Raw genomic sequence first — 21,908 nt, 5'->3', positions numbered from 1 at the left:
TAAAGAACAAGGCAGACCAAACTCTGCCTTGTTCTTTACTCTTTTACATATCTCAAAATTGGTTTCCTTGCAGCATTTGTCTCATCTAGACGTTTTACAATCGTCGTATGAGGAGCCTTCTGAACTTTTTCTGGATTCTCTTTCGCTTCTATTGCTATTTGTATCATTACATCAATAAATGCATCAAGCGTTTCCTTTGACTCCGTTTCTGTTGGTTCAAACATCATGCACTCTTCTACATTAAGCGGAAAGTAAATAGTCGGTGGGTGATAACCAAAGTCTAACAGTCTTTTTGCCATATCAAGCGTACGCACGCCCAGCTTTTTCTGACTTTTTCCACTTAATACAAATTCATGCTTACAATGACGATCATACGGAAGCTCAAAATAAGGAGCAAGTTTTCTCATCATATAATTTGCATTTAATACGGCGTACTCTGTAACTGCTTTTAGACCGTCTGGGCCCATGGATCGAATATACGTATATGCACGCACATTGATTCCGAAGTTTCCGTAGAAAGACTTTACCCGCCCGATGGAATGAGGTCGATCGTAATCAATAATAAATTCATTATTTTTTTTGGCTATAATCGGCCTTGGTAAATATGGGATTAACTCTCTTTTGACTCCAACCGGGCCAGACCCCGGACCACCTCCACCATGAGGACCTGTAAATGTTTTATGCAGATTTAAATGGACAACATCGAAGCCCATATCTCCCGGCCGTACTTTTGACATGACCGCATTTAAATTTGCCCCGTCATAATAAAGTTTACCTCCTACCCCGTGAACAATCTCAGCGATCTCTAAGATTTGCGTTTCAAATAGACCAAGTGTATTTGGATTTGTTAGCATCAGTGCTGCTGTATCAGTGCCAGCAAGCTCTTTTAAATGCGCTAGATCAATGAGTCCATCTACACCAGATCTGACAGTAAGCGTATCAAAACCTGCAACAGTGGCTGATGCAGGATTCGTTCCATGAGCAGAGTCGGGAATAATTACTTTTGTACGTACACTGTCACCATTTTGCTCATGAAAAGCACGGATCATCATCAATCCCGTCCATTCACCATGGGCACCTGCAGCTGTTTGAAGTGTTATCTCATCCATGCCTGTAATTTCTTTCAAATGCTCCTGTAAATCATACATTAATGCTAATGCACCTTGAACAGATGATGCCGGTTGGAGTGGATGTATATGGGCGAAACCAGGAATACGAGCAATTTGTTCATTGATTTTCGGGTTATATTTCATCGTACAAGAACCAAGCGGATAAAACCCCGAATCAACTCCATGATTATGTGTCGACAATTCTGTAAAGTGACGCATAATATCAAGCTCAGAAACCTCAGGAAGATCTGGCTCTTGCTCACGTATATATCCTTCCGGTAAACAATCAGCTAACTCCACAGCTGGCACGTCAAGTTCAGAAAGGCTATAACCAATTCTCCCTGGCGTAGATTGTTCAAAAATAAGCATCAGATCTTGTTTACTCATTACAATCCCTCATTTCCTCTATAAACTCATCTATTTCTGTCTTCGTTCGCAACTCAGTGACTGCCACCAACATATGCTGCTCAAGTTCTGAATAATCTCGCCCTAAATCATACCCACCGATGATGCCTCGCTCTAGCAACTTCTCATTCACAGATTCTACCGACTTACGAAGCTTAACGATAAATTCATTAAAATGATAATGTTCAAAAGCTATGTCAAAGCCTTTTTCTATAAAGGCATGTTTTGCATAATGCGATTTTTGAATGTTTTGTGTTGCAATTTCCTTAAGTCCCTTTTTTCCGAGAGCTGTCATCGCCACTGAAGCTGCCAATGCATTTAATGCTTGGTTGGAGCATATATTCGATGTCGCTTTATCGCGACGAATATGCTGTTCACGAGCTTGGAGAGTCAACACAAAACCTCTCTTCCCATTTTCATCTGTCGTCTGGCCTACAAGACGACCTGGTATTTTCCTCATTAATTTCGAAGAAACCGCGAAATATCCACAGTGTGGACCACCATATGAAGCTGGAATGCCAAAGACCTGAGCATCGCCTATCACGATATCAGCACCTAACTCACCTGGAGAAGTCAAAGCGCCTAGTGCAAGTGGATTGCTAGAGACAATAAAAAGCCCTTTGTTTTCATGGATCAGCCTCTCTATTTCTATTAAAGGTTCAATCTGACCAAAAAAATTAGGGTACTGGACAATAACCGCCGCGACATCATCTCCAAGCTGGGCTTTCAGTTCAGATAAATCTATAGTCCCATCTTTATATGGAATTTCCTGCACTTCGATGTACTGCCCTCTTGCATATGTTTTTAATACCTCTCGTGATTCAGGATGGACCGTGTTTGATATAAGGACTTTTTTACGACGTGTATGTCCAGCACTTAGCATTGCCGCTTCCGCAAGTGCGGTTCCGCCATCATACATAGATGAATTCGCTACATCCATGCCTGTAAGCTCGCAGATCATCGTTTGGAATTGAAAAATCGCCTGAAGCTCCCCCTGGGAAATCTCAGGTTGATAAGGTGTATACGCTGTATAGAACTCAGATCTGGAGATAACATGATCAACAATCGTTGGAATATAATGATCATAAACGCCCGCTCCAAGGAAAGATGTGTTCTGTTTCAAATTGGCATTTTCACCTGCCAATCTACCTAGCTCCTTTAAAAGTGCAAATTCCGATTTTGCTTTTTTAATATTGTATTCGCCTTTAAATCGTACTTTTTCAGGTATATCAGAGAACAATTGATCAATTGAATCCACGCCAACTGTTTCCAACATTTCCGCTTTGTCCTGTTCCGTCATTGGTAGATAACGATGCTTTAACATAAAGACAACCTCCCAATATCCTAATTTTTCGAACGTTTTAAAAATGGGGTTGCGATGATTTTAGCTCTTAAACGTTTCTTACGGATTTCGATTTCAAGCTCTGTACCAATATTACAAATTTCCGACTTAATTAACCCTAGACCAATATTCTTTTTAAAAGTGGGGGATTGTGTTCCTGAAGTAACCACACCAATTTCTTCATCAGCTAAAAAAACTTGATAGCCCTGCCTTGGAATCCCACGGTCAATCATCTCAATTCCAACAATCTTTCGTGGGATTCCATGCTCTCTTTGTTTTTCCAGTGCAGATTTACCGATAAAATCTTCCTTTTTATTTAATTTCACAGCAAATCCAAGCCCTGCTTCAAGTGGTGTGATAGTAGAAGATATCTCTTGACCATATAGCGGTAACTTCGCCTCAAATCGCAGCGTATCTCTTGCTCCAAGCCCACATGGCAAAAGTCCCTGTTCTTTTCCAGCTTCAAGTAGATCATTCCAAATTTTTATCGCAGCAGCCGGTGAACAATAGATTTCAAATCCATCTTCACCCGTGTATCCAGTTCTTGATACAAGTCCGAATGAACCATTTATATTAACGTATTCATTAAAATGAAATGGATTTACCTCTTTTAAGTTAGTATGAACTATAAGCTTTTGCAAAATATTTTCTGCTTCTGGTCCCTGAATAGCTAAAAGCGCATATTGATCTGATACATTTTTTATTTGCACCTCTCCAATAATATGTTTTTGCAGCCATTCTAGATCTTTAGTCGTATTTGCAGCGTTAACAACGAGTAAATATGCTTCTTGACTAAGCTGATAGATGAGCAAATCATCCACTACTCCTCCGCTTTCATCACACATCACTGAATATAAAACCTTGCCTTTCTTTAATATTGATAAATCATTTGTCAGCATTTTTTGTAAAAAAGCGAAACTAGATTTTCCTGTAATGATTAATTCCCCCATATGGGATACATCAAAAAGGCCCGCGGATTTTCTTACTGCTTCATGTTCCTTTTTAATACCGGAAAACCGGACTGGCATTTCCCATCCACCGAAATCTATTGTCTTGGCTCCGTAGTCTTGATAGACCGAAAAAAGCGATGTTCGTTTTAATTTGGACAATATCCTTCCTCCTTTTTAAAGACAAAAAAACACTTTTGATTAAATCGGCTGGGAGAGTTTTTGACATAAAAAGGACAGAGAAGACCTCTTATTAAAAAAGGATTCTCTGTCCTGGCACCTGAAAGTTTCACCATAACGTCCTGGCTTACCCCTTTGGTAGTTCTGCAATATGGCAGAACACTCTCCAGAGTTGCGTCAAATAAGGGTCTTTTTACCTGAGAGATTCACAACAATGTTGCTTGCTCCTTCGGTGCTGCAATTTGCAGTCTCTCCCCTTATTTTCATTCGCCTATATTTAATTGCACTATTGGATATACTATTCACCAAGTGGAAACATATGCATTTCGGATGAAGCGGACTTGGTAGGACTACTTCAAAATGATGATTAAATTTCTCACGAAATATTAAAAAACAATTCGCCCATTTCTGAATATATCGTAACATTGTTTCTCTTGTCTATCAATGTTTTTCCTCTAATCGTTAGGAGGCTTATAATGTCTGTTAAAATCACATTTGATCATATTTGGAAAGAGGAATTTTTAAATAGGTTAGAAAAAGATGGGCCTTGGGCTTCGCAGGAGATGATACATTTATCTACACAAGCGGAAAGTCATTTATGTGTACCTGAGTTTGAAGGACTTTTAGCTACTAAGTTTTTACCGAACCTTACGCCTTTACCGCATCAACTAGAAACTGCTAAACAAGTTGTAGAGAACATGAACGGAAAAGCTATTTTAGCTGATGAAGTCGGACTTGGTAAAACAATTGAAGCTGGTCTAATTTTAAAAGAATATATGATTCGCGGGTTAGTAAAGAAGGTGTTAATTCTTGTACCAGCATCCCTAGTTTCCCAATGGGTTGCCGAGCTTAACTCTAAATTCTATATTTCCGCCGTCGCACAGCGAAAAAGTTATGTATGGGAGCAATATGATTGTGTTGTTTCTTCCATTGACACAGCCAAGCGCAGCCCTCACAAGGAGATCATTGCTAAACAACATTATGATTTAATTATTATTGATGAAGCACATAAACTTAAAAATCACAAAACGAAAAACTATGAATTTGTTCAATCTCTGAAAAAAAAGTTTTGTTTACTTTTAACAGCTACCCCCATACAAAATAGAATCGAGGAAATTTTTTATCTCGTTTCTTTATTAAAACCGGGTCACTTAGGAAGCCAAAGTGTCTTTTTAGAAAAGTACAAAAACAAACGTTTGAGTATACAAGAAGATGAACATTTAAAAGACTTAGTTAATAAAGTGATGATTCGTAATCGGAGGGCGACAACCGGAATTGAATGGACAGAGCGAAAAGTTGAAGCAATTCCTATTGAATTTACGACTGAGGAACGTGAATTATATGATTCACTAGAGTCTTTAAATAGTGGAGATTCTGAGTTTAAACCTCACGGATTTTCCTTACTCACATTAAAGAGAGAAGCATGCAGTAGCAGAGAGGCAGTTTTTTTCACCCTTAAAAATATGCTAAATAAATATGAAGAACCGTCCGAGGAATATAAGCAATCACTCCAATATATTCACACAAAAATTGAAAAAGTGAAGCAAAACTCGAAGGCGGAAAAAGCCTTGGAATTAATTCAGTCAATCAATGATAAAGTTATTATTTTTACTGAATATCGAGCAACACAATTATATTTACAATGGTTTTTGCAACAGCATGGGATTCGTTCCGTACCTTTTAGAGGTGGCTTTAAACGTGGTAAAAAAGATTGGATGCGCGATCTTTTTAAAAATCAAGCTCAAGTGCTAATCGCGACAGAAGCAGGTGGCGAAGGAATCAACTTACAATTCTGCAGTCATGTCATTAATTTTGATTTACCCTGGAACCCAATGAAACTGGAACAAAGAATAGGCCGTGTACATCGACTTGGACAGGAAAAAGATGTACATATATATAATTTCGCCATTAAAGATACGATTGAAGAACATATTCTAGAGCTGTTATATGAAAAAATTAAGCTATTTGAACGAGTAGTTGGTGAATTGGATGAAATTTTAACAAATCTTGATTGCAGTAATATGGAAGATTATTTTAATGATATTTTTCAACAATCACAATCAGAAGGAGAAATGAAAGTGAAAATGGATAATCTCTCCTCATTGATTCAATTTGCAGACACGATGCGAAAGGAAGATATAGAACATGCTTCAAAAAGAAATTCATCAATATCTTGAGCGTTTTTTCGAGGCGAATGATTGTCAGATTACCGAGAATGGAGATGGTTTCCTTACTGTTCAACTATCAATTGAAATGGATAAGGAATTAATGAATCGACCATTCTATTGGGTATATCTAGAAAAGACGAACGGTATTCCTAACCCAATGAAGGTAACATATATTTCAGATCAAGAACGTGCACCCGATGACATGAAAGGTGAATTAATTCATTTTGGTGCACCGCGACTCCATCAATTATTTCGTACGAGCAAAAAGCTAGCTAGTTATATGATGGTATATGAGGAGCCTCAACTTGCTAATCACACAAGACAAATTCCATTGCACCCATGGCTTGTTTTAAATTTAAAAATATCATATCAATGTGATAGAAAACGCGACGTCATAAGATCTATTGGTTTAAATTTACTTAATGGCATTATCGTTGAACAGTTCCAAGAAAAGCTTAACCATCTAACATTTCATTCAAAAATTCCTGACTATTGTTTTACTATCTCACCAATCATTAAACCGGAAAGTGGATTAAATAGAATGGAAGCTTATTTAATAAATGAATTATCGCAAAATAATCATAGTTGGGCAGAAGATGCAGTGAAAAGATGGGAAGATGATTTACAATTATTAAATCATTTCTATGCGGATTATGAAGAAAAACCGGAAACATATGAGACTGAAAAAGAAGGACTTAAAGAACAATATGAACCATTCATTAACATTGAGGTCATAAATGGCGGTGTTTTTCATATGGCGACAAGGATTTAACATGCGGAACAAGCACGAAACTCATTGTTCTCGGAAGCTGATTCAAAAAAAATATTTGAATCAGCTTCTTCGAAAAAACATCTTTATAGATAATGGCATTAGCCCAAATAACCGAAAAAGAATCGGAGCCTTGAATCCTTTTCTTTCCATCCTCAATTTCTTTCTGTCAGATTTAGGCTGATCAAAATGCTTTACAAATGTTTCAGTCATATACTTGACGTAATCATTCACTTGCATTTCTCCACCTCCTTCCTATTTTAATAGGAAGTATTACCCTTCGATCCTAATTTTATCCGTTCCTTGATTAATGACGCAGCTTCTTCTATCGTTAAATTAGTCGTGTCAATAACAATATCTGCACATTCCAAATATAATGGGAGACGTGCATTATACATATCTACAATATCTGCAAGTGATTTCTGGCGAATTAGCGGACGTGTTAAGTCATCTTTTAGTCTATTTACAATTACTTCTGGTCTACATTGTAAAAAAACAACCATTCCTTTTTCTTTTAAAAAACCGCGATTTTCTTCCTTTAATATGACACCGCCTCCTGTTGTTACGATCGTGGAATCTTTACCAATCACCTTTAAGACCTGAGATTCCTTTTCCCTAAAGTAAACTTCTCCATACCGATTAAACATGTCGCTAATCTGCATTCCTGCTTCTTTTACGATTCGCTCATCCATATCAATAACTTCGGATCCACTTTTTTCTCCAAGTACCTTTCCAATCTCCGTTTTTCCAGCTCCCATAAATCCAATTAAATAAATAGCCCTTGTCATCCTTCACACTCCTGTATCCTCTTCATATCCTTCTATGTTACTATTATAAATCAATTATTCCAATTCGGCATCTTCCTATTCTCTACCTATTCCTCAACAATAGTTTAATCTCTTCTTGATAATATTCCTTCATCTCCATCAAATAAGCCAATTCTGATATATAAATCTGTGACGCTTCCATTAATACTAAAAATGAAATGAAAGTAATGATTAATGTAATTGGATATACGACTCCTTTTTCATTTCTAATGGTTCTTCCTCCTCCATCACTGGTATAGAAATCCTTGCTTCTTCATTTGTTCCATTCAGAAATTCTACTTGAAGTAGTAGAGCTCCCTCGTCTTTCTCAAATTTAGCCTTTTTAAGCTCTTGAAGGACAATCTCATGTCCGAAGTTATTCACCCTTCTCCTGATAGAAGTACCATACTGCTCATAATAGATAGACTGTTGCTCAGGTTTATCGATAAATACACGGTTACTATAAATGATAAGCCTATCCGCATTTTTAACTTCATTTCGAAATTGAATCAGAAACAAATTCCATTCAAAATCATCCTCTACATTTACGGAACGATCGATCGCGGAGAAGGCATAAAAAATGAGCGGTAAAATCGTCATAATTGTCATCAATATCAACATGGACAAAATGGATTCCAATAATGTGAATCCAGAATCATTGTTTAATACATCTTTCCAGTTCTTCATAATACACACAAGCACTCCAGCCTCCTTCGCCCCCTTCTAGCGATAGCGTTAATTCAAATTCCATATTTCTTACTGTCCTATATTCAGACATCCCATCATACATTGTTATTTGGTTTTCCACATATTCGAACAATAGCCTGTAAGCAGTCAATTCCTTTTTTTCTTCACTCAAATGATTCAGCATATTAAAAAGAAACGGAAACATAGTAATAGTCAGTAGCAAAATAAAACTTAAAGAAAGAATGGAATCTAGGAAGGTAAAGCCAAAGTTATTCTTGAACACTAAACCTCCCCCTTCCAATATAAAAAGTTAATTTAATACTTTTATTTCCCATTTTAAATATAATTGTTCCAAAGTTTGAAACGGTACCCTCAGCTGTAAATGTAAGACTAACCAAGTTACTCTCACTCAAATAAATGGGAGCGGGTATCTTCCTTTCGAATAAAAATGTTTGAGTATCTTTGCTCATCGCTTGATACCCATTTTTAACTTTCGAAAATCTCACAACAACAGGTTCCTTTTGATGAATCGCATAGGCTTGAGCATAAAATAGATCCGACTGGAGTTTAGTGATAAACAGCTGTTTCTGCATCACTTCGGCAAAATTCCCTAATGTAAATACACTGAAAGAAAGCATTACCGTTAATACAGTTATAACGATCAATACCTCTAATAAAGTAAAACCTCGTTCATCTGCAGCATTATTTAAATGGAGTATTTTCAATTTAATTACTCTGTACTTTTGCTGTTACTTTTCCAGAAGCATCAATTGCGATCAGATTCCCATTGGGGCAAGCTAGTTCGTTAGTTGATCCAATATATTCCTTTAATTTGGCAGCATCAGGAATAGCACTATTTTCCAAGCGATATGCTTCAACCTGTCCTTGAAGCATTTGCACATATGCCAGGCACCCCTTCTCATTTATTGATGAGCTATGTTTTGTTACATTAGGTAATGCAACAAGCAGGATAATCGTAATAACGAGTAAAACAATCATCATTTCTATTAAGGTAAAGGCTTTTTGATTGTTTATTAAATTTTTCATTATAGATTTTCTCTCCTTTTTAGATTGATTCAATCATTTGAAACATCGGTAAAAAAATCGACATATATACAGCGATCACAATTAATCCGATGAGGATAAATATAATTGGTTGAATGATTTGAAACATTTTCATTGTCTTCTCTTCTAGTGATTGTAAACAGATATGACTGTAATAATGTAATTCACTATCAAGCCGCCCATTTTGTTCACCATGAGCAATGATTATCTTCATTTCCTCCTCCAAAAAAGGGAGATGTGATATCGCATCGGAAAAAGAATAACCAAACATGAGTAGCTCTTTAATGTTCACGGCCGTTTCACGCAATAATGGTCTAAAGCTTTGTGATTCCATCACTTTAAGTGTTTCATTAACAGAAAATCCACTTTTTAATAGAAAGCTCCATTCTCTTGAGAAAAAGGCAGTCTGATACAATGTATAGAAAGAGTGGAGGAACGGAATACGTGAATAAAGCGAAGCTTTTTCAAGGGCAGTTTTTTTATTAAAAAGCCATTTGGTCATAATAAAAATGATGCATATTATGCCTATTAACGAAATTAAATAGTAGGAAATATTTTGCGTGAAATAGAGGATAAGTTTAATACCTAAACCTTGATGAAAGTCCATCGAACGATAAAGCATGTTAAAACGGGGAAGTAAGAGCACTTGCATTAGAATGCCAATGATTACTAGTACAAATAGTAATATAAGTGGGTATTGCATTAAGTTAGATAATTTTTTTCGTTCTTCCGTTTTTCGTAATAAATATTGACCGCTTTCTTTTAATGCTTCAGCGATAAAGCCATGTTTATCGGCAAAAAATATTTGTGCACATGCCTGACTATCAAAATTACTTTGGTGGAACACTTCGTAGAGTGGTTGTCCGCTATGAATGCTTTTAATCATCGATTCATATAACGTATAATGTTTACGATCCAAACGACTTTGAAATTCTAAAGCCTCGTTCAATGTAAACCCATTATTAAGCATATCGCTAATTCTATTCAAAGCTTTTCCTTGTTCCCTAAGCGTCAACTTCCTCAAAAACCCAGCGTTTATATTCTTCAATAGAAATGTAGCCAAGCGCATGCCCCTTTCCTATCAATTTTTTTATTGTCGGATAATGATATACTTCCTTGCCTCCTTTAGATTCTTTTAATGCCATCTCCAGTGCTTGTCTATATAGAATTTCATATACACCCGTTCTCTTTACTTGGTTTGTATATGTGCAATATTTAGAACAATTAGATCCACATAAAGGACATATTAACGTCAGTATTCTTTGTGCAGTTATAGCTAGTAAACTTTGTTCAATTTCTTGTTGCTTTACACCAAACTCCAACAGCCGATAAATCGCTCCTTTAGCGTCACGCGTGTGCAAGCTCGACAAAACAAGATGGCCCGTTAATGCCGCTCTGATCGCTATATGAGCTGTCTCAGCATCCCGAATTTCTCCAATAATAATCACATCAGGATCATGACGTAAAATTGCCTTAAGTCCGGTATTATACGTGATTCCCGCTTTTTCATTTACTTGGACCTGCAATAAAGCGTCGTTTTGTTTCTCAACAGGGTCTTCAAGTGTTACTACTCGGCGATTTAATTTCTTTGCACAATGCTCAGCGAGCGCATACATCGTAGTCGATTTCCCACTTCCGGTCGGACCGCTAAAAATTATCATTCCATGCGAATGTACCATTAAAGATTTAAGAATATGTGAAGCAGATGGAAATAAAGTCATATTTTCAAGTGAAAAGGATTGGTCTTGAGGCAAGATACGAATGACAAGACTTTCTTTTGCCAATGTTGTTGGAAGGGTAGAAATTCTGAGTGCTACTAATAGATTGCTGAGATTTACTTCGAAGGATCCACTCTGTGGTTTTCTTTTTTCACTAATATCCATTGAGGCCATAAATTTCAAATGTGATATTAGTCTATCTCCCGATTTGGGTGGGATGGATTTGATTGTAGCTAACATACCATGTAGCCTAAATTGGATATAATAATTATTTTTTTGAGGAGTAATGTGGATATCTGTGGCTGCAAAATGTAGGGCTTGTTTAAGAAGTTGATCTGCTATTTTTTCAATAGACATTATTCATAAAGCACCACCTATTCTTTTCGTTAACTTACACTATTCGACAAGCATCGATAATCTCCTTCTAAAAGATTAAAATTATTTAATTCTTTTTTCTTTTTCACTTGAATGGGGTATAATATAATAAACGAGGGAGATTTGTGATGATTATGAACTTATCACGCATTTGTCACAAACTCAGCAGTTCATATATTTACTTTATCAGCATATTTCCTTTATAATATGAAATTGATGGATTTAAGGCTGCAAAGGAGGGTTACATATGGATCGTATGTACAGAGGGTTAGCATTCTGGACTGGTATTTTTACAATTATGTTTTATTTAGGCGGCATGGACAAAACGGCATTGCTTTTTCTTGGGCAAACAGGATTCTTTGTACTTCTTAGCTATTTAAGATTGTCTGAACGGATGTATATGTATGTATTTGGCGCATACTTAACTGTATTCTTTGCTGGATTTACATACTATACGTTATTCCTAATGCCTCCAGGCGGCGGGCTGTAAAAAAAAGAAGGCTACTCCACTGTCAGGAACTAACTGATAAGAGAGGAGCCTTTTTTTATTAAAATAGACTCATTTCAGACAGTCTTCATGATCCGAAAATCATTTAATGAAACAGCTTTTTTATAAAAAAGGGTTACTATTTTTTTCTATTTCAATTGTTGTCTCTGGTCCATGCCCAGGAAGCACTGTAGTTACTTCTGGTAACGTGAGCAACTTGTTCTTGATACTTACTATTAACTGACTATGATTTCCACCTGTTAGGTCTGTACGACCAATACTGCCTGAAAAAAGAGCATCACCAGAAAAGACAGTGTTTATTTCTTTCACATAAAAAGAAAGACTCCCTGGTGAGTGGCCAGGCGTATGTAATACCTCAAATGAAAATGGTCCGATATGCAGATCATCTTCTGTTGTAAGTAAGTAATCAGCAGCCCGCGCTTGTATGAACGCTCCAATTGGAAAACGTCCTGAACCATTCAATGATGGATCGGTTAACCACTCGTCTTCTAATGTATGTATATAAACAGGTATATTCCATTTGTCACGTACATCATCTACTGCGCCAATATGGTCGAAGTGAGCATGTGTTAATACAATCGCAAGTGGTTTAAATTTTTCCTGGCTAATAAAAGCATTTAATGCTTCCCCTTCAGATCCAGGATCGAAAATAATACATTGCTTCTCTTCATTGTAAAGGATGTAACAATTTGTTTGATATGTCCCTAAGGGAATTTGTTTCCAATTCATTTATATTCCTCACTTTATTCGTTTCTATCATTTTATCATCTAGAGCCTTAATACGAAATGATTTGATTCTTTGATACGTTATTTAAACTTGTGTATAATAAAAATAGGTCTTCATAGAAGTGTCACTTTTTCAACTCGACAAAATTGGAAAAAAGCTATAAAATATGTAAGGACGTATTCATTTATTAATAAGAATTAATGGAACTATTTGTAGAAGGGAGCTTTTTTGATGGGAACAGTTATTATTTTTCTTTTAGTTGCTATACTTGCTGTTTTTGGTACAATCAGTGCATTAAAAAACAAAAATCTTCTTGGGATCGTTTTTGGATTTGGCACTGTTGCGGTATTTGGCTTCTTTGCCGTCGCATCATTAATAAAAATTACCGAATCGCTTCCCAAAGGTTAATACAAATCATAAGAAAAACGAAGCATTCCTTAGCAGGTGCTTCGTTTTTTCATTTCTATTAACTATTTAACTATCCGTAACAAGCTTTTCTATTTTCTTTGTTTTGAGATTTAACAATTCCTCTAACTGAAACCCGTATAAACATAACTCACCATCAGGAGTACACGTGAATGGTTTATTTTCTATATCCTCCATCAACACCCGCTTTGTATTTTCATGTAAATCAAGTTCAATCATCTTAAATCCATTATTATAATTATCCAAACTACCATGGTTTTTAGGAGCAATAGTAATAAATCGATTTTCTACCACATTATAATCATAATTCGGGATAAGCCAATCGGAATACTGCATTATATTTGGCATTTCCAAAATCGCTTTACGTTCCATAGAAAAATCAAAAAATTGATATTCAAAAACTTGCTTGTTATTTTCGGGAACAATGATAGCCATTAAATAATCGGAAAAAACGTCAAAACGAAATACCGTATCCTTTATTAATTCGGAATGACTATCTACATCTACTGAGGTTTTCCAAAGTGGCGCAAAAAAGGCACCATCATTGTCCTTCCATCTTTGTTCAATAACGGAATGGTTCATCCATTTCATAAATGGATGGAGATGAGGAACTTTGGTCATTTCCTTGTTATTTAGATTAAGATGATGTATATCATATGTCCAATCTTCAAAAAATGCAGTAATAAACATTTGTGAAGAATCTTTTGGATCCCATTCAATAGCCAATTCATAAGAGTCAATTTCTGTTGAAAATGTGATTTCCCCTAGTAAGTCAGTTATAAAGATTTTTGCTCCATGGGTATATGGTGATGTGTGAATAAGTAATTTTTCTTGACTTGGGTGGATAATAACATTGACGATTGGAGTTGGTGATGTAAAAACAACCTTCGAATCACCATTAAAAAGATGATGTGTGGCAACAATATACATTTCTTCTTCCACGTAAGAATATATTATGGTTTTGGCATCAATCCAACCATACACTTTTTCAAATGCTCCTGGATCAATAGGTAAGGATTTTACTGGTAAATTCACGATAGACTCATTCTCGCTCTTATCAGTGGGATTGTGTTTGGGACTTGCATCCATCGTTTTTTCTATACACCCACTTAGTAAAAAAACAATTAAAATATGTATTAATAAGCACCCTTTTAATGTCCGACGCACATAAACTCCCCTCCCTTATTGATCCATTATACTGCAAAAGATTGAACGCACTGCACATTAAAACATTCTAGAATCATTACTAAAAAAGCCAACTCAATAACTAAATGCCCGGCACCCTCAGTAATAGCAAACGTTGCTTCTTAGAGGAAAAAATCCCGGGCACTTATGAGTCAGCCTTTATTCGCCACTAACGAGTAGCATTTGTATAGTCTGGATCTTCATAAAACCGTAGCAGGTCACCATAAATTATTTTATCAGAGTAATTTAGCTCCTTACTTGCTTTTTGTTTAAAGGGCTCGCAAAGGGAAGCCTCTACAGGTTCTTCTGTATCTTTGGAATAACATGTATTATCGGTATACACGTAATCCCTTGTAACAAAGCGCCCATCTCTGAATACTACAAATTCACGATGATCTGGAGAAAATAAATCTTCCCCGAACTGTATATCTTTCTTTGTATTAACCCCCATTAAATGTAGGAGAGTAGGTTTTAAATCAATCTGTCCACTTACTTTTGAAATAGTTTTTCCTTTTCCATTATCCGTAACCCCCGGAATATGAACAATCAATGGCACGCGTTGAAGCTGCGCACTTTCAAAAGGTGTTATTTCTTTTCCTAAATATTTCTCCATTGCTTCATTATGGTTTTCGGAAATGCCATAATGATCTCCGTACATAACAATAATGGAGTCTTCATAAATACCTTCGTCTTTAAGCTTTTGAATAAAGTCTTTTATTGCTTCATCCGTATATCTTACTGTTGTAAAGTAACGATTAAGTGTACCACTTTTAGAATCATATTCATCAATTAATTTATCATCACCTTCGACTCTAAACGGATGATGATTCGTTAAAGTGATCATCTTCGTATAAAAAGGTTTAGGTATTGTTTTCATTATATCAACAGATTGTTCGAAAAAGGGTATATCCTTCATTCCCCAACCTACAGAGTTTTCAGGAGTAATCGTATAGTCTGTAGCTGAATAAAAATAATCGTAGCCTAACGCTTGATACATAATATCACGGTTCCAAAAGCTTTTATTATTTGCATGCATTGTGGAAGAGTGATATCCTTTATCACTTAGTTTCTGAGCCATTGCATCGTATTTATTACCTGAATGTGTAAAGAAAACCGCTCCCCTGTTCAATGGGTATAAAGAGTTTTCCAGTAAAAATTCAGAATCTGAGGTTTTACCTTGCCCAGTTTGATGATAAAATTCATCAAAATAATAACTATCTTTTATAAATTCATTAAGAAATGGCGTTACCTCTTGGCCATATACATCATTGTTCATAACAAAACTTTGCATAGATTCTAATGAAATAACGATCAGATTCTTTCCTTCGGCAATTCCGAACATCTTTTCATCAGGTTTAACGAAACCAGCACTTATATAATTATCGATGTCAACGAGCTCACTTCCATCGGCCATTGCTCTTTGTGCTGATGATTTTGACTGTAAAAATATATCATACAGATGATAATTATAGGTCCCAAGGTTTTTAACAAGCATCTCTCTATCAAATGTCCTTGTTAATAACTGCGGTCTTTCCGTTTCAGCAAGACCTAAGTTCAAAAAGAGCATTGCAGCTGCCACAAGAAAGTATGCACGTCTGTTCGCTTTTTTTATCGGGGTTATGTTAATTGCTTTTGATTTGAATTTAATCATTATGAATAAAATAAGCACGTCGATAAAGTAAATTAAATCGGTCCAGTGTATTTCTGTTTTAGCACTGTCACCTAAATCAGCAAAGTTACTAGTTTGGAAAAGTACTGGTAGTGTTAGAAAGTCAGTAAAAAAACGATAGAACACTACATTTCCGTATAATACAAATCCCAATATGAAACTAGTGATAATAATATATCTATTACGCACTTTTTCGGTGTTAAAAAATAATGAAATCCCTAATACAAAAAGTAAAAAGCTTAACGGGTTAATAAACAATATTAGCTCTTGCATAAAATTTTCTATTTTGATATTAAAACTTGTTTTATATACAATATAGGTTTTGATCCATAACATGAGTGCCGCTATAATTGGAAGCGATACACTTATTTTTTTTAACCTGCTCAAAACAATTACCTCCTACTATTGAGTGAAAACCCACTACTCAATATCCATTTAATTGAAAAAGTTAAATGAACTAACGAATATCATAATATGTTTCTTACAAAAAATCAAATCTCAAAATATAATAAGTAGTCCAAGAAAACCTCCAAATGAATCTTATTCACTATGCCATATATATAGACGTATTAATCTCTGAAAAGTTTCATTCTCGTCCTATTTAATTTAAATTCATTCTTATAACCTTGAAGTTGGTATGAAATACCCAAGTAATATTTGTACATTAGAGTAAGAAAATCAAAAGGAAAGAGCCGTATAGGCCCTTTCCTTTTGATTTTAATCATTGTATTGTACTTAAATATAGAATGTGTCAGCATTTCGACTTTTGATTTACATCATACATAAAGTATATAAAAACTGAATTAAAATGTGAATATTACTTACTTGCACACGATGTGCTGACCTCTTTGTTGCTCACAGGACGTGAGCGATCTTAACAGAGGATCCTCTTTTCCTTAACAGAGGTTCCACACTTCTTTAAAGAAGATCCTTTTCCTTATTAGAAGTACCTAATTGCCAACGAAGAAATTCGCAGTTTATCATTTGGTGACTTTTTGAACATCCTCTATTAACCTATTTTATTTGCAGCTAACCACGCTGCTCCAACTATTCCCGCATCGTTTTCTAATTCCGCAATGACAATTTCTGTATTTTCAGCGACAGGTTTAAATGCATATTTTTTAAATTTCTCCTTTAATGGTGTGAGCAATATATTACCTGCTTTGGATACGCCGCCACCAATTACTATTTTTTGTGGATTCAAGATACCTGCAGCATTAGCTAATGCTACTCCTAAATAATCTGTTAGTAATCCAATAATATTATTTGCTAATTCATCATTTTTTGCTGCCGAATCAAAAATATCTTTTGCTGTTAAATTTCCGTTCATCTTGACAATAGCTTTTAATAATGACTCCCCTTGATAAGCTTGAAGTTGTTCTTCGGCTATTTTAACAACACCTGTAGCAGATGCTACGGTTTCTAAACATCCAGTTTTCCCACAATTACACATAAAACCTCCATCCAATACGGAAGTAACATGTCCTATTTCACCGGCAGCGCCCTTGCTTCCATGAACAATATCACCATCGTTGATGATTCCACCGCCAACGCCAGTCCCAAGCGTAATACAAATTAAATCTTTCGCCCCTTCACCGGCCCCTCGCCACATTTCACCTAAAGCGGCAACGTTTGCATCATTGTCGATTGCTACAGGCACATGAAGTACAGATTGCATCAAATCTCTTAAAGGAAAATTATCTTGCCAACCAATGTTCACTGCTTCAAACAACAGACCGCGTTCCGTATCCACTGGTCCGGGCGCTCCTACTCCTGCAGCAATTAATGGGGTAACATCACCATACAATTCAATTAATTTAGACTGAATGGCATCCCCGATGTCATGAATGATCGCACTCCCCTTATCGGCTTTGTTTGTAGGTATCTCCCATTTATGTACGATTTCACCTATTTCTGTAAAGAAAGCTAGTTTAATAGATGTACCACCAATATCAATTCCTGCCAGTAATTTTTCATTCATGTTCTTTTCCCCCACTATTCTTTATTTTTTTGCTCTTTTATTATTTCACTTCTTAATACGAAAAGCGCTTGCTGAAATTGTTCTTTTTGAATTAAATTAGCAAAGTATAATTCTTTTATTTCCGATTCCATCACCTCTAAATCAGAAAGGCGATCACCCATATAAATAAAAGCCCCGAATCTTTTTAATAATTGTTGTACGTCATAAACTGTATGCATATTTCCCTCGCTCTTAACCAATGTGTATTCCTATTAGTACTTTTCTATTTCATTAAGAAGTTTTTCATATTTTTCATTTTCATATAAAGATTGAGCCTTTTGCACATGCTCTTTTGCTTGATCTAACTCTCCCGCTTCGCTATACAGAAGCGCTAAATTAAAATGTGCTTCATGAAAATCAGGATTTAATTTAATCGCTTGCTGTAAATGCCTCTGCGCCTCTCCATATTGTTCTTGATATATTTCTAATAAAGAAAGTTGAAAATAAGAAACAGCATTTCCTTTCCCCTCTCCAACATAATCACTTAGTAACTCATATGCCTCTTCCATTTCCCCTTTTTCCATCTGATTCGAAGCTAAACTGTTTACTACCTCTGGTCGGTCGTCATGATAGCCGAAATAAATCATTGTAGAAACAATTGCAGCAGTAAGTAATAAAAATCCAGCTTGTTGAAATAATCGATGTTTCCTCGGGAAGTGAACAACACCTGTTGCAAGAAAACCACCAACTAAACCGCCAATATGTCCGGCATTATCAATACCGGGTATGGAAAATCCAAATACTAAGTTTATGCCAATTAACACAAGCACATTCATACCCATCGTCCTGAAAAAGACTTTGGGATGTACGACACCAAGATACAGAAGCGCACCAAAACATCCAAAAATAGCACCACTTGCACCAGCAGACAGGTTTCCAGTAAAAACAAAACTTGCCAATGTCCCTGTAAATCCAGAAAATACATATATCCATATAAATCTTATATGTCCAAACATCTTTTCGACAGCTGTTCCTAAATAGTATAAGGCCAATGTATTCATTGCGAGATGCAGTATACCAATATGTAAAAAAACAGGCGTTATAAAGCGCCACCATTCCCCTTCTAAAATTAGTGGATTATATTTAGCACCAAATTTAACTAATGTTTCTGTATTTGTACTCCCCCCATTTACTTCTAGTAATATAAAGACAATAATTTGAATGGCCATAAAAGCGTATGCAAAAAAGGGTTTGCTATATTCGAATAATTGCCTTTCTTCTTGCAGCTCCTGAGAAGCCTTTTTAAAGACTGTTTGCTTTAACACATTTATTTCAGTTTCATCATATACTGCATTGATGTGAAAATCCAGAGTTTCCTCGAGCAGCTCACTTACAGAATCTATAGCTTCCTTTGAATTATCCCTAGACATAATGATTGTTTCAATATTTATTTTATCCGTATTAGCTTCTTTATTTTCTAATAAATATTCATAATCATCCACAGGGAAGAATGGTGATATATATAGATTAAGTACCGTTAACTTTTTAGCAAAAAAGTGCTTCCTAAGTTTTTCTGATTGAACAGATAGAATTTGAATATCACGTTTGATCTTATTTGCCCAGTTTAAGTCAAACCTAACTAAACGGATTAGTCTCGCGTTTTTTTTCCTTTTGTTTTCAAACCATAATTCCGTTTGATTTTCATTTACTCTTAATAATCGGTACTCGGCTTCATTTGAAAAATAATGTGCGAGTCGCCAAAAAAAATAATCTTCTCGTCGTTCAGACAATATACAAGCCCCTCTTTCTTACCTAAACAAAACTCGTCTTATCTTACTATATCTAATATGTGTTTTAGATGCAAAAACTTTGCTAAAAAATATCAGTATCGCCAAGAACAGAGCAATACCGACATTTTTAAATTTTTTCATCTTGATCTTTTATTTAGGTTTTAAGATCCTACTTGAAGTGAAATGTAGATGGAAGCTACCATTACTCCTACCTGATTCCAGATATTCAGCTTGCTGATAGGAGCTCATTTTCATTTTCGAAATGCACTTTTGATAAATTGATTTCGGACACTCGGCAAAGTCATCGCAGCATTTACACTTATTTTTCTTAACCATTGATTACCAAGGATGTAATTAAATAACTGATACCGTCTTTTAAAAACAACTACTGATAATACGGCAAAAATTAGTAGGTTACAAATTTGTTTCATTATTCCATCCCTCCTTCCACTAGTGTGTGAAAAAGGACTAGGAATATGCATTAATATTATAACGGTTTACATTTGATTATTTCTTGATCAGTCATGATCTGTTCCACCGGTATATCGTGTTCTTCATATGGAAGGTTCTCAATGATTTGCGAAGAAAAAGCTAATGAAATTGTTTTTCCAAAAAAACTATTTAAATAGCGGTCGTAATAGCCCCCACCAAATCCAACTCGGAATCCTTGTCGATTAAACGCCAAACCAGGCACGACCAATAAATCAATTTTATTATTCATTACTTCCGTTGTCGCCATTTTCGGTTCATAAAGATCCATATAAACCTTTTCAAGTTGGTCAAAAGAAGTAATTTCCTTGAATTTCAATTGCTTTACCGAGGGAATACATTTGGCAACAACAATACTTTTACCATCCAACCATCCCGATCTAATTAACTGCCAGGTGTCTACTTCAGGAAATTGTGAGATTGTAAAACCTATACATTTAGCCATCTTCCACTCATTTGTTTCCATTAAACGCTTAGCGATCAGTTGTGACTGATGTTCGTATGCCATTTTATCCATTGACTTAAGATCATTACTTACTTTTTTCCGCAACGATATTTTATCCATATTGTACACCCCTTTCTATAGTGAATGACCCCAGCATAACACCCTTGCGGGTTGTTTGAAGAAGGGCTTCCTGTTTCCCAGACCACTGCGTAATGGTTATCCCATACGTCTTACATTGTCTCCACAGGCGTAGATTATCCTGTTCGGGCACAACCTTGCCCTACTGCTATTTATTTTTCAGATGTTGACTGCTAGAAGTTCTAATCCTTTTTGAGGAATATTGAGGCTTGCATTATAATCTCTGTCTAATATTGTCCCGCATTTTGTGCAAATATGGGTGCGGATAGAGAGTGACTTCTTGACACGATGTTGACAGATTGAGCAGTCTTGTGAGTGTAAGCTGGTTGTATTTTGACAAGCGTGTCACCATTTTTCTTGCATTTATAAGCAAGCATCTGTTGAAACATACCCCATTCGGCATCTGAAATCGATTTGGCTAGCTTTCGATTACGAATCATTTGGCGAATGTTTTTAATGACATGGCGAGGCGGTTACCTTTTTTGTTATACCCGAATGGAGGAAACGTAAGAATATTATATACTTTGTATGTTTTTATTTTTGGATATTTCGCGTCCCCACGAAACAAATTCTGATAGGACTTTTCTAGGCGTAGAAATACTTCTAGGAGTGGTTGGGATGGCATTTCTTTGAGAAAAGGATTTTTCCTCTTATCCCTTATTTGTTGTTTTGCATTTCAAATCTTGAATAGGATACTTTGATTGTTCGATTGTTTATACTTTCGTTGCTTATCTAAAAGGTAAGAATTATAAGTTTGACGGCAATATTGCAGCCAGCGATCTAACTTGTCTTTCTGGCTTCTGTCGGGAAGACTCTGAATTTGAGATTTAGTAACATGACCGTCACCTTCTTAATTAGGGGATTTACAACTATTATAGAACGTATGTTTTAATTACACAAGCTTTTTACGCTAGACGCCTTACCAAAATTCATCTCCCCCTTACAGCTGGGCTCTGTCCGTTACATGCTTAAAGAGGGAGACTTCTTTTGAAAAAACGTT

24 protein-coding genes, 1 pseudogene and 1 riboswitch are annotated in these 21,908 nt (G+C 35.8%); of the genes and pseudogenes, 4 read left to right on the top strand and 21 right to left on the bottom strand.

The window, feature by feature from the left end; genetic code table 11:
• Positions 1–35: 35 nt before the first annotated feature.
• From gcvPB to gcvT, 3 genes are read right to left on the bottom strand one after another with little or no spacing between them, the layout of a single operon-like run.
• Positions 36–1,496 (bottom strand): aminomethyl-transferring glycine dehydrogenase subunit GcvPB, encoded by a 1,461-nt coding sequence (gcvPB, locus tag MHB53_RS25800; RefSeq protein WP_340924197.1) that lies wholly within the window; start codon positions 1,494–1,496, stop codon positions 36–38.
• A complete protein-coding gene (gene gcvPA, locus MHB53_RS25795; protein ID WP_340924193.1) occupies positions 1,489–2,838 on the bottom strand; it encodes an aminomethyl-transferring glycine dehydrogenase subunit GcvPA in 1,350 nt (449 codons plus the stop codon). The genes gcvPB and gcvPA overlap by 8 nt, the downstream gene beginning before the upstream one ends.
• Before the next feature lie 20 nt (positions 2,839–2,858).
• Complete coding sequence (gene gcvT, locus MHB53_RS25790; protein ID WP_340924190.1) at positions 2,859–3,965, bottom strand: glycine cleavage system aminomethyltransferase GcvT; 1,107 nt, start codon at positions 3,963–3,965, stop codon at positions 2,859–2,861.
• 193 nt (positions 3,966–4,158) lie between these two features.
• Positions 4,159–4,250: riboswitch (glycine riboswitch) on the bottom strand.
• A 209-nt stretch (positions 4,251–4,459) separates the two neighbouring features.
• Here gcvT and MHB53_RS25785 point away from each other — a divergent pair.
• A complete protein-coding gene (locus MHB53_RS25785) occupies positions 4,460–6,160 on the top strand; it encodes a DEAD/DEAH box helicase (RefSeq protein ID WP_340924188.1) in 1,701 nt (566 codons plus the stop codon).
• Positions 6,129–6,923, top strand: coding sequence for a YqhG family protein (locus MHB53_RS25780; protein ID WP_340924185.1), 795 nt, complete (start codon positions 6,129–6,131; stop codon positions 6,921–6,923). Before MHB53_RS25785 ends, MHB53_RS25780 begins: the two co-directional genes overlap by 32 nt.
• A gap of 60 nt (positions 6,924–6,983) precedes the next feature.
• On the opposite strand, the gene MHB53_RS25775 is transcribed toward MHB53_RS25780, so the two are convergent.
• The 8 genes from MHB53_RS25775 to comGA form a co-directional block, all read right to left on the bottom strand.
• Entirely contained in the window at positions 6,984–7,160 is a 177-nt protein-coding gene (locus MHB53_RS25775) for a YqzE family protein (RefSeq protein WP_340924182.1), read from the bottom strand.
• A 20-nt stretch (positions 7,161–7,180) separates the two neighbouring features.
• Positions 7,181–7,708, bottom strand: coding sequence for a shikimate kinase (locus MHB53_RS25770; protein ID WP_340924180.1), 528 nt, complete (start codon positions 7,706–7,708; stop codon positions 7,181–7,183).
• Between the two features lie 210 nt (positions 7,709–7,918).
• A complete protein-coding gene (comGF, locus tag MHB53_RS25765) occupies positions 7,919–8,428 on the bottom strand; it encodes a competence type IV pilus minor pilin ComGF (RefSeq protein WP_340924179.1) in 510 nt (169 codons plus the stop codon).
• A complete protein-coding gene (locus MHB53_RS25760; RefSeq protein WP_340924176.1) occupies positions 8,382–8,696 on the bottom strand; it encodes a hypothetical protein in 315 nt (104 codons plus the stop codon). Before MHB53_RS25760 ends, comGF begins: the two co-directional genes overlap by 47 nt.
• Positions 8,683–9,138 (bottom strand): competence type IV pilus minor pilin ComGD, encoded by a 456-nt coding sequence (gene comGD / locus MHB53_RS25755; RefSeq protein ID WP_340924173.1) that lies wholly within the window; start codon positions 9,136–9,138, stop codon positions 8,683–8,685. The genes MHB53_RS25760 and comGD overlap by 14 nt, the downstream gene beginning before the upstream one ends.
• Position 9,139: 1 nt before the next feature.
• The gene (gene comGC / locus MHB53_RS25750) at positions 9,140–9,460 is read right to left on the bottom strand and encodes a competence type IV pilus major pilin ComGC (protein WP_340924170.1); all 321 of its coding nucleotides are present in this window, start codon (positions 9,458–9,460) and stop codon (positions 9,140–9,142) included.
• Positions 9,461–9,479: 19 nt separating this feature from the next.
• Positions 9,480–10,541: a competence type IV pilus assembly protein ComGB gene (comGB, locus tag MHB53_RS25745; RefSeq protein WP_340924167.1), complete on the bottom strand. Its 1,062-nt coding sequence runs from the start codon at positions 10,539–10,541 to the stop codon at positions 9,480–9,482.
• Positions 10,483–11,553, bottom strand: coding sequence for a competence type IV pilus ATPase ComGA (comGA, locus tag MHB53_RS25740; RefSeq protein WP_340924164.1), 1,071 nt, complete (start codon positions 11,551–11,553; stop codon positions 10,483–10,485). Before comGA ends, comGB begins: the two co-directional genes overlap by 59 nt.
• 265 nt (positions 11,554–11,818) lie before the next feature.
• On the opposite strand from comGA, the gene MHB53_RS25735 reads away from it, so the two are divergent.
• Positions 11,819–12,061, top strand: a complete 243-nt coding sequence (locus MHB53_RS25735) for a DUF2626 domain-containing protein (RefSeq protein ID WP_340924163.1) — start codon at positions 11,819–11,821, stop codon at positions 12,059–12,061.
• Positions 12,062–12,181: 120 nt separating this feature from the next.
• On the opposite strand, the gene MHB53_RS25730 is transcribed toward MHB53_RS25735, so the two are convergent.
• The gene (locus MHB53_RS25730) at positions 12,182–12,808 is read right to left on the bottom strand and encodes an MBL fold metallo-hydrolase (protein WP_340924161.1); all 627 of its coding nucleotides are present in this window, start codon (positions 12,806–12,808) and stop codon (positions 12,182–12,184) included.
• A gap of 229 nt (positions 12,809–13,037) precedes the next feature.
• On the opposite strand from MHB53_RS25730, the gene MHB53_RS25725 reads away from it, so the two are divergent.
• Positions 13,038–13,214: a DUF2759 domain-containing protein gene (locus tag MHB53_RS25725; protein WP_340924158.1), complete on the top strand. Its 177-nt coding sequence runs from the start codon at positions 13,038–13,040 to the stop codon at positions 13,212–13,214.
• Positions 13,215–13,280: 66 nt separating this feature from the next.
• Here the strand turns inward: MHB53_RS25725 and MHB53_RS25720 are convergent, their stop codons facing one another.
• The 9 genes and pseudogenes from MHB53_RS25720 to MHB53_RS26520 form a co-directional block, all read right to left on the bottom strand.
• A complete protein-coding gene (locus tag MHB53_RS25720; protein ID WP_340924156.1) occupies positions 13,281–14,399 on the bottom strand; it encodes a YqgU-like beta propeller domain-containing protein in 1,119 nt (372 codons plus the stop codon).
• A 187-nt stretch (positions 14,400–14,586) separates the two neighbouring features.
• Positions 14,587–16,473: an LTA synthase family protein gene (locus tag MHB53_RS25715; RefSeq protein ID WP_445661486.1), complete on the bottom strand. Its 1,887-nt coding sequence runs from the start codon at positions 16,471–16,473 to the stop codon at positions 14,587–14,589.
• A 622-nt stretch (positions 16,474–17,095) separates the two neighbouring features.
• Positions 17,096–18,067 (bottom strand): ROK family glucokinase, encoded by a 972-nt coding sequence (locus MHB53_RS25710; protein ID WP_340924154.1) that lies wholly within the window; start codon positions 18,065–18,067, stop codon positions 17,096–17,098.
• Positions 18,068–18,081: 14 nt separating this feature from the next.
• Positions 18,082–18,285, bottom strand: a complete 204-nt coding sequence (locus tag MHB53_RS25705; RefSeq protein WP_340924152.1) for a YqgQ family protein — start codon at positions 18,283–18,285, stop codon at positions 18,082–18,084.
• A gap of 33 nt (positions 18,286–18,318) precedes the next feature.
• Complete coding sequence (locus MHB53_RS25700) at positions 18,319–19,836, bottom strand: rhomboid family intramembrane serine protease (protein ID WP_340924151.1); 1,518 nt, start codon at positions 19,834–19,836, stop codon at positions 18,319–18,321.
• 251 nt (positions 19,837–20,087) lie between these two features.
• Positions 20,088–20,267, bottom strand: coding sequence for a hypothetical protein (locus MHB53_RS25695; RefSeq protein WP_340924148.1), 180 nt, complete (start codon positions 20,265–20,267; stop codon positions 20,088–20,090).
• Between the two features lie 56 nt (positions 20,268–20,323).
• Positions 20,324–20,890, bottom strand: a complete 567-nt coding sequence (locus MHB53_RS25690) for a 5-formyltetrahydrofolate cyclo-ligase (protein WP_340924145.1) — start codon at positions 20,888–20,890, stop codon at positions 20,324–20,326.
• Positions 20,891–21,067: 177 nt separating this feature from the next.
• Positions 21,068–21,348 (bottom strand): annotated as a pseudogene (locus tag MHB53_RS26525) (RNA-guided endonuclease InsQ/TnpB family protein).
• Positions 21,349–21,584: 236 nt separating this feature from the next.
• Entirely contained in the window at positions 21,585–21,680 is a 96-nt protein-coding gene (locus tag MHB53_RS26520) for a hypothetical protein (protein WP_445661547.1), read from the bottom strand.
• Between the last annotated feature and the right edge of the window lie 228 nt (positions 21,681–21,908).

The organism is Bacillus sp. FSL K6-3431 (genome assembly GCF_038002605.1).
Classification (GTDB): Bacteria; Bacillota; Bacilli; order Bacillales; family Bacillaceae_C; genus Lederbergia.
Note: the sequence above shows the minus strand (reverse complement) of the source record. Positions and strands in the feature narration are given on the sequence as shown.

What these genes read in the sequence shown, in the direction of transcription:
- gcvPB (WP_340924197.1), bottom strand. Translation starts at nt 1,496, where the DNA reads ATGAGTAAACAAGATCTGATGCTTATTTTTGAACAATCTACGCCAGGG.
- gcvPA (WP_340924193.1), bottom strand. Translation starts at nt 2,838, where the DNA reads ATGTTAAAGCATCGTTATCTACCAATGACGGAACAGGACAAAGCGGAA.
- MHB53_RS25785 (WP_340924188.1), top strand. Translation starts at nt 4,460, where the DNA reads ATGTCTGTTAAAATCACATTTGATCATATTTGGAAAGAGGAATTTTTA.
- MHB53_RS25780 (WP_340924185.1), top strand. Translation starts at nt 6,129, where the DNA reads ATGCTTCAAAAAGAAATTCATCAATATCTTGAGCGTTTTTTCGAGGCG.
- MHB53_RS25775 (WP_340924182.1), bottom strand. Translation starts at nt 7,160, where the DNA reads ATGCAAGTGAATGATTACGTCAAGTATATGACTGAAACATTTGTAAAG.
- MHB53_RS25770 (WP_340924180.1), bottom strand. Translation starts at nt 7,708, where the DNA reads ATGACAAGGGCTATTTATTTAATTGGATTTATGGGAGCTGGAAAAACG.
- comGC (WP_340924170.1), bottom strand. Translation starts at nt 9,460, where the DNA reads ATGAAAAATTTAATAAACAATCAAAAAGCCTTTACCTTAATAGAAATG.
- comGA (WP_340924164.1), bottom strand. Translation starts at nt 11,553, where the DNA reads ATGTCTATTGAAAAAATAGCAGATCAACTTCTTAAACAAGCCCTACAT.
- MHB53_RS25735 (WP_340924163.1), top strand. Translation starts at nt 11,819, where the DNA reads ATGGATCGTATGTACAGAGGGTTAGCATTCTGGACTGGTATTTTTACA.
- MHB53_RS25730 (WP_340924161.1), bottom strand. Translation starts at nt 12,808, where the DNA reads ATGAATTGGAAACAAATTCCCTTAGGGACATATCAAACAAATTGTTAC.
- MHB53_RS25725 (WP_340924158.1), top strand. Translation starts at nt 13,038, where the DNA reads ATGGGAACAGTTATTATTTTTCTTTTAGTTGCTATACTTGCTGTTTTT.
- MHB53_RS25710 (WP_340924154.1), bottom strand. Translation starts at nt 18,067, where the DNA reads ATGAATGAAAAATTACTGGCAGGAATTGATATTGGTGGTACATCTATT.
- MHB53_RS25705 (WP_340924152.1), bottom strand. Translation starts at nt 18,285, where the DNA reads ATGCATACAGTTTATGACGTACAACAATTATTAAAAAGATTCGGGGCT.
- MHB53_RS25695 (WP_340924148.1), bottom strand. Translation starts at nt 20,267, where the DNA reads ATGAAACAAATTTGTAACCTACTAATTTTTGCCGTATTATCAGTAGTT.
- MHB53_RS25690 (WP_340924145.1), bottom strand. Translation starts at nt 20,890, where the DNA reads ATGGATAAAATATCGTTGCGGAAAAAAGTAAGTAATGATCTTAAGTCA.